Annotated in this window: 12 protein-coding genes; 7 read left to right on the forward strand and 5 right to left on the reverse strand. The window is 69.5% G+C overall.

The genetic code is table 11. From position 1 onward, the window contains the following. Positions 1–21: 21 nt before the first annotated feature. Together VME70_03610 and VME70_03615 are read right to left on the reverse strand one after the other, a co-directional pair. Entirely contained in the window at positions 22–1275 is a 1254-nt protein-coding gene (locus tag VME70_03610) for a class I SAM-dependent methyltransferase (protein ID HTW19284.1), read from the reverse strand. A 36-nt stretch (positions 1276–1311) separates the two neighbouring features. Continuing rightward, positions 1312–2691 carry an FAD-binding oxidoreductase gene (locus VME70_03615; GenBank protein HTW19285.1) on the reverse strand — a complete coding sequence of 460 codons (1380 nt, stop codon included), beginning with the start codon at positions 2689–2691 and terminating at the stop codon, positions 1312–1314. Between the two features lie 125 nt (positions 2692–2816). On the opposite strand from VME70_03615, the gene VME70_03620 reads away from it, so the two are divergent. The 4 genes from VME70_03620 to VME70_03635 are packed head-to-tail and all read left to right on the forward strand — an operon-like array spanning position 2817 to position 6022. Next, positions 2817–3287 (forward strand): MarR family transcriptional regulator, encoded by a 471-nt coding sequence (locus VME70_03620; protein HTW19286.1) that lies wholly within the window; start codon positions 2817–2819, stop codon positions 3285–3287. Further along, positions 3284–4582 (forward strand): MFS transporter, encoded by a 1299-nt coding sequence (locus tag VME70_03625; GenBank protein HTW19287.1) that lies wholly within the window; start codon positions 3284–3286, stop codon positions 4580–4582. Before VME70_03620 ends, VME70_03625 begins: the two co-directional genes overlap by 4 nt. An 11-nt stretch (positions 4583–4593) precedes the next feature. Next, a complete protein-coding gene (locus VME70_03630; protein ID HTW19288.1) occupies positions 4594–5181 on the forward strand; it encodes an acyltransferase in 588 nt (195 codons plus the stop codon). Between the two features lie 10 nt (positions 5182–5191). Further along, positions 5192–6022 (forward strand): hypothetical protein, encoded by an 831-nt coding sequence (locus VME70_03635; protein HTW19289.1) that lies wholly within the window; start codon positions 5192–5194, stop codon positions 6020–6022. Here the strand turns inward: VME70_03635 and hisN are convergent. Further along, positions 5918–6718 carry a histidinol-phosphatase gene (gene hisN, locus VME70_03640; GenBank protein ID HTW19290.1) on the reverse strand — a complete coding sequence of 267 codons (801 nt, stop codon included), beginning with the start codon at positions 6716–6718 and terminating at the stop codon, positions 5918–5920. The two genes, VME70_03635 and hisN, sit on opposite strands and share 105 nt — an antisense overlap. Positions 6719–6773: 55 nt before the next feature. On the opposite strand from hisN, the gene VME70_03645 reads away from it, so the two are divergent. After that, positions 6774–7379 carry a TetR family transcriptional regulator gene (locus tag VME70_03645; GenBank protein ID HTW19291.1) on the forward strand — a complete coding sequence of 202 codons (606 nt, stop codon included), beginning with the start codon at positions 6774–6776 and terminating at the stop codon, positions 7377–7379. Continuing rightward, positions 7376–8479, forward strand: a complete 1104-nt coding sequence (locus VME70_03650) for a ferritin-like domain-containing protein (protein HTW19292.1) — start codon at positions 7376–7378, stop codon at positions 8477–8479. Before VME70_03645 ends, VME70_03650 begins: the two co-directional genes overlap by 4 nt. Before the next feature lie 21 nt (positions 8480–8500). Here the strand turns inward: VME70_03650 and VME70_03655 are convergent, their stop codons facing one another. Together VME70_03655 and rsgA are read right to left on the reverse strand one after the other, a co-directional pair. Continuing rightward, positions 8501–9985: a phospholipid carrier-dependent glycosyltransferase gene (locus VME70_03655; protein ID HTW19293.1), complete on the reverse strand. Its 1485-nt coding sequence runs from the start codon at positions 9983–9985 to the stop codon at positions 8501–8503. Between the two features lie 22 nt (positions 9986–10007). Continuing rightward, entirely contained in the window at positions 10008–11054 is a 1047-nt protein-coding gene (rsgA, locus tag VME70_03660; GenBank protein ID HTW19294.1) for a ribosome small subunit-dependent GTPase A, read from the reverse strand. Between the two features lie 38 nt (positions 11055–11092). Here rsgA and VME70_03665 point away from each other — a divergent pair. After that, the coding region (locus tag VME70_03665) for an alpha/beta family hydrolase (protein HTW19295.1) at positions 11093–11393 on the forward strand (301 nt) is incomplete at its 3' end.

The raw sequence follows: 11393 nt of genomic DNA on the forward strand, positions 1-11393 counted from the left end.
ACGCCCCAGTCGGGGCTGTGCTCATACGCCCCAGTCGGGGCGGAGCGGCATCCCGGAGCCGCCGTCGTCATCGACGCGTACGCCGAGCACCTGATGCAGCTCGATCGTGCGCCGCTCGAAGCCGAGGCGCGACCCGGCCATGTACAGCGCCCAGACCTTGGCCCGGCCGAGTCCGACCTCTCGCACGGCCTCGTCCCAGTTCGCGGTCAGGTTGTCGCACCAGCCGTGCAGGGTCCGCGCGTAGTGCTCGCGCAGGTTCTCCTCGTGCCGCACCTCGAGTCCGTTGTCCTGCATCGCCGAGATGATCCGGCCGACGCCTTCGAGCTCTCCGTCCGGGAAGACGTACCGGTCGATGAAGCCGCGGATGTGCACGGGCTCGGTCGTCGTCGGCCGGGTGATGCAGTGGTTGAGCAGCCGGCCCTGTGGGCGCAGCTTCGAGCGCAGGAACCGGAAGTACGAGCCGAGGTTGCGCGCCCCGATGTGCTCGGTCAGCCCGATCGATGACACCGCGTCGAAGTTGTTCTCGATGACGTCGCGGTAGTCGCAGTGCCGCACCTCGGCGACATCGCCGAGGCCGTCCTCCGCGATCGCCTTCTCGCCCCACTCGGCCTGCTGGCGCGACAGCGTCACGCCGATCGCCTTGACGCCGTAGTGCTTCGCGGCGTGCCGCACCATGCCGCCCCAGCCGCAGCCCACGTCGAGCAGGCGCATGCCCGGCTGAAGACCGAGCTTGCGCGCGACCAGGTCGTACTTGTGCTCCTGCGCTTGTTCGAGCGTCGCGTCCTCGGTCGGGTAGCACGCGCAGGTGTAGGTCATCGACGGGCCGAGCACCCACTCGTAGAAGGTGTTCGAGACGTCGTAGTGGTGGCTGATCGCCTCTGCGTCGCGGGACTTGGAGTGCCGGAAGCCGTACTGCAGCCGGCGCGCGCCGTACTCCTCGGCCGGTGGCTCGACCCAGCGGATCGCCTGCGGGTCGAGGTTGCGCAGCACGTCGAGCCGGTCGAGCCACGACAGCCGCCCGATCCGGTCGCTCCAGAGCATCGAGAGCGCCTCGTAGAGGTCGCCGTCGATCTCCATCTCGCCGCTGATGAAGGCTCGCGCGAGGCCGAGCGAGCTAGGCGCGGTAATCAGGTAGGACAGCGCTGCCGGGGAGTTCAGCCGGGTGTGGATCGGCGCGTCGGACGGACCGGCCGTGCTCCCGTCGTACGCCGTGATGCTCAGGTCCGGATGTCCGAGTGCGTCCGAGACGACCTGTGCGATCGGCTTGCGCGCCATGACCTCTCCCCGGGTTGAACGTGCGGACACCACACGCTACCGACGTTGGACCGCCTTCGCGTAGAGGTCGAGCAACCGCCGGTTGGGGTCATACGTCTTTTTCAGCAGCGCGTAGGTCTCTCCGCCGTACGTCGCCCAAAACTCGTCTTCGGGGTAGAAAGCGGTGGAATACAACGACTTTCGCCCACCGAGCTCGGCGACCTTCTGCTCGATCGCCCGGTTGTGGTAGCCGTCCTGCTCGCCGGACGGGAGCGGCGCCGTCGACCAGAACCCGACGTTCACGTAGAGCGTCGACGGGTCGAGCGCGTAGAGGTCCCAGCGCGCGGCCGGGTCGCGCTGGCGCAGCGGGCAGAACCACACCGGCTCGATCCCGGTCCGGGCGTCGAGGAAGTCGACGAAGTCGGCCAGCCGGTCGACCGACACCTCGACGTCCTGGATCACGCGCTCCTCGGCCGGCTTCCCGTTGCGGGCGTCGAGCCGCGACTTGAGGTGGTAGCGGTCCTCGAGCGCGATGATCTTCCAGTAGACGTCGGATCGCCGCCACCGGCTCGGCCAGACCCGGCGCAGGCGCGGGTTCTGTGCACCGAACGCACGGGAGCACCAGAACCAGTCGGTGTCCCAGCGCCACAAGTAGTCGTGGATGGTGAGCCAGTCCTCGTCGCGCTGCTGGATCGAGCGGTAGTAGACCTGCTGGCCGGTGTAGCTCGACGTGTACGGCGCGGAGCCGGCGTAGGAGCCCAGGGTGAGGTAGCACTCGGTCGGCGAGAACCAGGTGCCATCCACGAAGTCCACCGCCTCGGTGCCCCATTGCCGGTCCCTGCAGACCATCCGAATGGTCGCTGCGCACTCCTCGACCGTGTCGAAGCGCAGGTGCCGGAGATGGACGTACGGCGTGACCTGTTCCAGCTCGATCGTCAGCCGGAGCGCGTAGCCGAGGGTTCCGTAGGAGTTCGGGAAGCCGTAGAACAGGTCGCGGTGCTCGTTGTCCGGCGTGGCCGTCACGACCCGCCCATCGCCGGTGAGGACGTCCATCTCCAGCACCGACTCGTGCGGCAGCCCGTTGCGGAACGAGCTCGACTCGATGCCGAGCCCCGTCACGGCGCCACCGATGGTGATCGTCTTCAGCTGAGGGACGACCAGCGGGATCAGTCCGTAGGGGAGCGTCGCCGCGACCAGGTCCTCGTACGTCGTCATCGCGAGCACGTCCGCGGTGTGGTTCGCCGTGTCGACGTGAAGCACCCCGCTGAACCCGTCGGCTGCCAGCGCGCGGTGGGCGCCGTCGCGGGGCCGGAACAGGTTCGATGTTCTGCGTTGCTTCTGAAGCCGGACCGGCGCATCCGTCGGCAGGCTCACCAGCGCCGCCTGCAGCGCTTCGACGCGCTCGTGATAGGCCGCGAGCCGCTCGGCATGATCCACGCGAGCACCTTACGCCGGGCGAGGATTCGGTGGGGATCGCTCGGCCGGCCCGGGGCGCGAGCTCGAGCCTTCAGGGTTGCTGCCGATAATTTGCATGCCAGCAGGCAACTATCTATGATGGAGGCATGCCGGAAGCCCTGACCTCCACCCGAGTGGATGCCGAGACCCCGGCCCGGCTGCGCGCGGTGGTCGGGAAGCTCAGCCGCCGGTTCAACGCCTTGGCCCGCGGCTCGGGCCTGACCCCGGCGCAGCTCTCGGCGCTTGGCGTCATCGTCCGCAGCGGCCCGCTGCGGCTGTCCGAGCTCGCCGAGATCGAGCGGATGAACCCCACCATGCTGAGCCGGATCGTGGCAGCGCTGGACGAAGCCGGCCTGGTTCGTCGCCGGCCCGACCCCGACGACCGGCGGGCCGGGTTGCTGGAAGCCACCGCGACCGGTCGTCGTACCCATGACAAGCTGCGCGCCGAGCGCGGCCGCGTGCTCCTCGACGGCCTGGAGCGGCTGAACGCCGCCGATGTCGCAGCGGTCGAGGCGGCGTTGCCGGCGCTGGAGGCGCTGACCCACGAGCTCGGCCGCCGAGACGGAACGAGCTCGTGACCCGGATCAAGCGGCTGAGCCACGAAACCTTCGCGTCCCTCGCGAACCCCAACTACCGGCTCTACTTCGGCGGCCAGGCAATCTCGCTGGTCGGCACCTGGATGCAGACCATCGCGCAGTCCTTCCTGGTGCTGCACATCACTCATTCCGGCTTCGACGTCGGCCTGGTCGTCGCGCTGCAGACGCTGCCGGTCCTGCTGCTCGGGCCGTACGGCGGGGTGGTCGCGGACCGCGTCGACAAGCGCCGGCTGATGATCGTGCTGCAGTCCTTGATGGGCGTGCAGGCGCTGGTCTTCGGGATCCTCACGCTGACGCACGTGATCACGCTGTGGCAGATCGGTGTGCTCGCGGTGATCCTCGGCCTCAACAACACGTTCGAGAACCCGGCCCGGCAGAGCTTCGTGCTCGAGATGGTCGGCTCGAAGCATCTGCGCAACGCGGTCTCTCTCAACTCGGTGCTCGTCAACGTCGCGCGCGCGGTCGGTCCGGCGGTGGCCGGCATCATCATCGCGGCGGGCGGTTACGGCGTCTGCTTCCTGGTCAACGCCGCCAGCTTCGTTGCGGTCGTCACGTCGTTGGTCCGGATGAACACCGCGACGCTCACGCCCACGAAGCCCGCCGAAAGGTCTCCGGGCCAGCTGCGCGAAGGCCTCCGTTATGTCCGCGGTGAGGTCAGCCTGCTGGTTCCGCTGCTGATGATGGCGGTGGTCGGCTGCCTCGCGTACGAGTTCCAGGTCACGCTGCCGGTCATGGCGACCCGGGCGTTCCACGGCGGGTCGCGTGCCTACGGCTTCATGACCGCGGCGATGGGTGTGGGCGCGATCATCGGCGGTCTGTACGCCGCGAACCGCGGGAAGACCGGCCTTCGGTCGCTGACCCGGTCGTGCGCGGTGTTCACGGTTGTGATGACGATCGCCGCGCTCGCGCCGAACCTGGCGATCGAGCTGGTTGCGCTCGCGGCCGTGGGTGCCGCCAGCGTCACCTTCCTGTCGAAGGGCAACAGCACTCTGCAGCTGACCGCGGCGCCGCAGATGCGCGGTCGCGTCATCGCCTTGTGGGCGGTGGCGTTCCTCGGCTCGACGCCGATCGGTGGCCCGGTCGCGGGAGCGGTTTCCCAGTACGTCGGACCGAGGTGGGGCGTCGGTCTCGGCGCCCTTGCCTGCGGGGTCGCGGCCATCATGGGCTGGCTCGTGCTCCGCCGGCTGCGCCGCGCCGAACAAGCTCGGTTGGCCGCCCTGCCGATGACCGAACCCGAGGCCGAGCCGGTGCTCGAAGTCGTGGACGCAGCCCGCTAGCGTTTCCGCGCGTGGGGGACCTCGGGGCCCAGGCGCGCCGGCGCGCGATCGAGGCGCGTTTCTACTGGGCGTACGGCCGCCAGCGGGCGGCCGCCGAGTGGCACCTGCGGCACTGCACGTCGGTGGGTGCGCAGCCGACCGTGCTCGGCCGCCCGACCGTCGACGCCTCGGACCTCGTCATCGGCGACCACTTCAAGATCTGGTCCACGCATCGCCGTACTTTGGTCACCGGCTGGGGCCGGCTGCGGATCGGTGACCGGGTGTTCCTCAACAACGGCGTGTTCGTGTCGTGCGTGCACGAGATCACCATCGGCGACGACGTCGCGATCGCGAACGAGGCGTATCTCACGGACAGCGATAGTCATGGCGTCGAGGGCCGGCCGGTGCGCGAGGCGCCGATCCGGATCGGCAACGGCACCTGGATCGGGGCGCGCGCGATCATCCTGCCCGGTGTGACGATCGGCTCCCGAGTGCTCGTCGCCGCCGGCGCGGTCGTCACCCACGACGTCCCTGACGACACGCTCGTGGGAGGCAATCCGGCACGGGTCATCCGTGAGCTGACCTACCCGGACGGCATCACCCGCGCCTGGCACGACTGATACTGGTCGGGTGACACAGGTCGCTACGACGCCGGCGGTTCGGCGTACCGGCGGCCATCCCAATGCTCGAAACGTCGTGGCGGTCTTCGTCTGGATCACGGCCGTGCTTCTGCTCGACCACGGCCTCGGCGGTCATGGTGCATCGGATGCCCAGCAGCGTTTGCTCGGCATCGGGACCTGGCTCGTCTTGCTCGCGCTCTTGTCCCGGGAGCCGGTGCGGATCCGCGCCCAAGTCGGTGTGGTGGTCGCGTTCGCGACCCTCATCGAGTACACGTTCTCCTACGGCCTGCACGTCTACGTCTACCGGCTGCACAACGTGCCGTGGTTCGTGCCGCCCGGCCACGGCCTGGTCTACCTAGCTGCGCTGTCGATCGGTCGCGCATCGTTCGTGACAACGCACCGCAGGCTGCTCATCCCGCTGACGATCGTCCTGTCCGGCGGGTACGCCGCATGGGGCTTGTTCGTCTCCGGGCGAGAGGACGTCCTCGGCGCGTTGTGGTTCGGCTGCCTGATCGCCTTCCTGCTCCGCGGCCGGCAGCCGACCGTTTTCGTCGGCGCGTTCGTGATCGTGACCTACCTCGAGCTGCTCGGAACACATCTCGGAATCTGGACCTGGCAGGTGCGCGACCCGATCCTGCACTGGATCCCGATGGGCAACCCGCCGTCGGGTGCTGCGGGCGGCTACGGCTTCTTCGACGCGGCCGCGCTCGCGCTTGCTCCGCGAATCGATGCGTGGCTAGGCGGCCGGTCCCGACGTCGTTCCGATGGCCTCCAGCACGGCGTCGTGCAGCAACCCGTTGCTGCACACCACGCTGCCGCCGTCGGTGCGGTCGACACCTGACAAATCGCTGAACCGCCCGCCGGCCTCGCTCACCACGATCTGCAGCGGAGCGAGGTCCCAGAGGTAGACCTCGGGCTCGCACGAGACGTCCACGACACCCTCGGCCACCATCATGTGCTGCCAGAAGTCGCCGAAACCACGGGTCCGCCAGACCGTGCGCAACAGGTCGATGAACTGCGGCAGCCGGTCCCGCCGTTCCCAGCCGAACAGCGAGCTGTAGGCGAGGTAGGCGTCGGAGAGCGCGCTGACCTTCGACACGTGGCAGGCGCGCGCGTCGCGGACCGAGCTACCGGTCCAGGCGCCAGCACCTTCGGCGGCCCACCAGCGCCGGCCGAGCGCTGGTGCCGACACCACGCCGACGACCGTTCGCTCGTCCTGCTGCAACGCGATCAACGTCGACCAGACGGGCACGCCGCGGACGTAGTTCTTGGTCCCGTCGATCGGGTCGAGAACCCAACGCCGCGAGCCGTCCCCGGTGTCGCCGTACTCCTCGCCGAGCACGGCATCTCCCGGCCGTTCGCGCTCGAGTTGCTCGCGCAGCTCGCGTTCCACCGCGCGGTCGGCATCGGTCACCGGGGTGAGGTCGGGCTTGCTCTCCACGACGAGGTCGTCGGAGTGGAAGCGCGCCATCGAGAGGACGTCGGCGGCGTCGGCCAGGGCGTGCGCGAACTCGAGGTCCCCGGCCCAGTCGGTCACCGCGTCACCCTATCGGTGGTTGACACGGGCACCCTTCGTGTAAAGAATCGCCGCAATGGCCGAGATCCGCGGCTCCGACAGCCGGAGTACGAGGGACGCGCTGCTCGACGCGGCGTACGACGTCGTGGTCGCTGGTGGCTGGCAGACCGCGCGGATGGTGGACGTCGCTGCCGCTGCCGGCGTCTCGCGGCAGACGCTCTACAACGAGTTCGGCTCGAAGGATGCGCTCGCCCAGGCATTGGCGATGCGCGAGGCGCAACGTTTCATCGATGGCACCAACCGCTTCCTCGAGGACGTGAACCCGACTCGGCCCGGAGACGCGGTCGCGGCGGCAACGGAGTGGACGATCCGCGAGGCGTCGGACAACCCGCTGCTCAAGGCGGTCCTGACCGACGACACCAGCGAGCTGCTGCCGTTCCTCACCACCCGCGGCGACGCGATCATCGCCGCGGCGCGCCAGAACATCGAGACCTACTGGCGCGCCCAGTGGCCGGAGATCGACCCGGCCGACGTCGCGCTCGCCGCCGAGACGGTCGCCCGGCTCACGGTGTCCTACCTCGTCCTCCCGAGCGACGGCCCCGACGGCTCCGCCGAGGCCATCGCCGCCCGGTTGTCCCTGCTGGTCGAACGACTGCTGATGAAGGGTGCGTCGTACCAATGAGCACACGCGACAAGTACGCGATCCCCACGGACGTGACGACGACGTGGGACGTGCCGGCTCACGGCTCGGCCAGGTTCAGCTGGGAGTACGACGATGGCCGCGACCGGCTGCTGTCGCTGTACCAGAAAGGCAAGGATAAGCAGTGGGACTCGACCAAGCGGATCGACTGGTCGATCGAGGTCGATCCCAACAACCCGGTCGGCCTGCCCGAGATGTACAACCCCTTCGCGGGCACCGATATCTGGAACAAGATGAGCCAGAAGGAGCGCGACAACTTCACCCACCACCAGGCGTCGTGGACGTGGAGCCAGTTCCTGCACGGTGAGCAGGGCGCGATGATCACCGCGGCGCGGATCGTCGAGACGGTGCCCGACAACGACGCCAAGTTCTACGGCGCCACCCAGGTGATGGACGAGGCCCGGCACGTCGAGACGTTCAGCCGGTTCCTGCAGGAGAAGGTCGGCACCGTCTTTCCCATGAACACCGACCTCGCGTCGCTGCTGCAGGACGCGCTCGAGGCGAAGGAGTGGGACTACGCCTACCTCGGGATGCAGGTTCTGATCGAGGGCCTTGCGCTGGCCGCGTTCGGCGTACTTCGCGACATGGCCGAGAACCCGCTTGCGAAGCAGCTGCTTGCCTACGTGATGCAGGACGAGGCCCGCCACGTTGCCTTCGGCCGGCTCGCGCTGCGCGATGCCTACAAGGAGCTGTCCGACAAGGAACGCGGCGAGCGCGAGGACTTCGTGGTCGAGGGGTGCTGGCTCATGCGCAACCGCTTCCTCGGCATCGAGGTCTACGAAGCGCTCGGCATGCCGGTCAAGGAGTGCGCCGAGATCTCCGAACACTCGGAGTTCCAGCAGATCTTCCGGTCGCTGCTGTTCAGCCGGATCGTGCCGTGCGTCAAGGACATCGGCCTGTGGGGCGAGAAGGTGCAGAACTGCTACGCGCAGATGGGCGTGCTCGACATGTCCAAGGTCGACCTCGAGCAGCTGATGAAGGCCGACGAGGACCAGGCCGAGCTGATCGACCGCGAGAAGTCCGACCTGGCGGCGCGGGTCGCCGAGGTCGACGAGACGATCGCGGTAGGCGCCACCGTCTGACGGTTGCGGCTGTGTGAACCGTTACGGGTGCTCCAGCGCCCCGGACGGTTCACGGTTCGGGCGGCGGAGCATTGTCCAGGCCATTGCGCCCGCGACGGGATAGAGCGCGAGGGTCGGCAGCATGTAGCGCCACGAGAAGAGCACGGTGGCGGTCGCGGTCAGCACGGTCAGTACGGCGAAGCCGGCTACCAGCAGCACCGCAGGCGCGAGCGGGTGCCGGCGTCGTACGACGAGGGCGATCACGCTGAGCGCAAGGAGCGCTGCGCTGACCGGTCCCGGCAGGTAGCCGAAGCGCTGGTAGGCGCGGAGGAATCGGGCCACGCCGACGTCGATGCGCGCGCTGCCGGTGCCGAATGCGTCGACCACGTTCTGGGCAACCGGCTTGGTCGGATCGACCGGCGCGAGGGTCAGCCGGAACTGCCACGAGCGCACCTCGGGGCCGCCCGGCGTCTGCGCGCGGGTCGGGCGGAACTGTTGCGCGAAGTCCGTCACCACGGCGTGGGCGTAGTCGAGTGGTTGATGCCGGATCACCCGGCGGGCGAAGGCCTCGACGTCGCGCGTGTGACCCGGGTGTGCGCGCAGATAGACCCAGACCGGTGACGACGGCGAGTCCTGGAACCACACCGGCCCCGGACGCGAGCCGGGTGACCCGGTCGGGCACATCTGCCACAGGCTCGGCGGCATCGCGTCGACCGTGCAGTTGGCGAATCCCGCAACCCTCGCGTAGAGCCAGATCGGAGCGCTGCCTGTAATCGACGCACCGCCGCCGGTCGAGCTGCGCAGTCCCATGACGACCCCGACCGGCATCGCCAGCGCGACGACCAGCGCCGTCAGCGCGCTCATCGTCCACCGCCAGCCGCGCGGCCACTGGCTCCACACCACCCAACCGAGGAGTGGAAGGACGAGCGCGATCGCGTCCAGCCGGACGAGAACGGCCAGCCCGACACACGCCGACACCGCAGCGGTCCGAAGCAAGCCGGCCGGCCGACGGCCGGCCTCGCGACCGGGCCAAAGAGCGGCCACGACCGCGAGGACCAGCAAGGTCTCGAACGGCGCCTCGGAGAGGATGTACTGCTCGATCTGCACCTGGTAGGCGTCGAGCAGGATCGGCGCAGTGGCCAAGGTTGCGACGACTCGACCGCACCCGAGTCGCAGCAGCAGCAGGTAGAGCAGGACTCCGTCGCCGAGCAGAAGAAGGTGATGTACGGCGGTGACGACCGCGAGGTGCCGGTCGATCAGCACCGCGTCGAGGAACCACGGATAGCCGGGCGGATGCCACGCGACGTTCGGAACCCGATGGGTGTTCGCGAGGTAGTTCACCGAGTCCGGGTAGAACAACGCCGGCTGATAGGCGACCCAGGCCAGGACTCGTAGCGCCGTACCGAAGGCGAGCACGAGCAGGAACGCCCAGTGCCGGACTGCCCGAGCCGGCCAAGGCGACCACCGTGCCCGGACCGTGGGCTCGGGCGCGGCGGCGTCGTGCGCCTCGCGTTCGAGTTGGGTCACAGCGGTGGCTCCGGCATTCGCGTCAGGTCGCGTCTCGGGTGACGAGCAGGCGCCGCATCGAGTCGAGCCGTTCGGGCGCCGCGTGCCCGCTCTCTACCCAGGCATCGAGCTCGCAGACCTCGGGATCGAGATGGTCACAGTCGGTCGGGCAGAACTCGGTGCCGCCGACGAGATCCGGGAAGCACGACACGAGCCGGGCGCGACTGACATGCGCAAGCCCGAACGAGCGGATGCCCGGTGTGTCGATCACCCAGCCACCGCCGGGCAACGGCAACGCGACCGCCGCCGTCGTCGTGTGCTGGCCCTTTCCGGTGCGCTCGCTCACCTCGCCGATCCGCTGGGTCGCGTCCGGCACGAGCGCGTTCACCAGCGTCGACTTGCCGACGCCCGACGATCCGACCAGAACGGTCACCCGCTCGTGCAGCCGGGCGCGTAGCTCCTCGACCGCCGCGGCGAAGCCGGGGCGCCCGCTGACCACGATCGGCACACCGACGAGCGTGTACGTCGCCACGAGCGCGTCCGGCGCAGCGACGTCGGACTTCGTGATGCAGAGCACCGGATCGATCTCCGCGTCGTACGCCGCTACCAGGCACCGGTCGACCAGCCGCGGCTGCGGCTCGGGGTTGGCGGCGGCGCACACGACCACCATCTGGTCGGCGTTCGCGACCAACACCCGCTCAACCGGGTCGGCGTCGTCCGCGCTGCGTCGAAGCACGGACCGGCGCTCGGCGATGCGCACGATCCGGGCCAGGGCATCGGGTCCACCGGATCGGTCGCCGACGATGTCGACCGCATCGCCCACGACCACCGCGCGCCGCCCGAGCTCGCGCGCCCGCATCGCGACCACCAGGGTCTCGTCGCTGTCGAGCAGGACGCCGTAACGTCCGCGATCCACGCTTACGACGCGGGCACTGACCGCATCGTCGTGCCGCGGCCGCAGCCGGCTGCGCGGGCGGGAGCCGCGACCCTGCCGACCGAGCAGGTCCTCGTCGTCCACCTGACGCCGGCTCAGCGCCCGGCTCCCCAGGCCGGTGGCTGCCGCGGTGATCGCACCGCCAAATCCTCGCATCGGCCACCGGCGCGGGTCTGCTCTGCCAGCATGTTCGGATGGCTCCGGCGCCGGAGATCCGCGAGATCGACACACCGAGCGGGCCGGCGCGCGCACACCTGTCAGAGCCGAAGGGTCGCGCCGGCCGCCGGCTGGCCGTTCTCGGTCACGGCGCGGGTGGCGGGGTTTCGGCTCCTGACCTGGTCGCCGTGACGAATGCGCTGGTCGCCGACGGCTGGCGCGTGGCGCGGGTCGAGCAGCCGTACCGCGTCCGCGGGCAGCGCGCTCCCGAGCCGGCCGCCAAGCTCGATGCCGCCTGGACCGCCGTCGTGCGGGCGCTGCGGCCACGCACGAGCGGCA

This window comes from Mycobacteriales bacterium (assembly GCA_035504215.1).
Lineage (GTDB): Bacteria > Actinomycetota > Actinomycetes > JAFAQI01 > JAFAQI01 > DATAUK01.

Coding starts and splice junctions, on each gene's coding strand:
- VME70_03645 (HTW19291.1), top strand. CDS start 6,774: ATGGCCGAGATCCGCGGCTCCGACAGCCGGAGTACGAGGGACGCGCTG.
- VME70_03620 (HTW19286.1), top strand. CDS start 2,817: ATGCCGGAAGCCCTGACCTCCACCCGAGTGGATGCCGAGACCCCGGCC.
- rsgA (HTW19294.1), bottom strand. CDS start 11,054: ATGCGAGGATTTGGCGGTGCGATCACCGCGGCAGCCACCGGCCTGGGG.
- VME70_03610 (HTW19284.1), bottom strand. CDS start 1,275: ATGGCGCGCAAGCCGATCGCACAGGTCGTCTCGGACGCACTCGGACAT.
- VME70_03650 (HTW19292.1), top strand. CDS start 7,376: ATGAGCACACGCGACAAGTACGCGATCCCCACGGACGTGACGACGACG.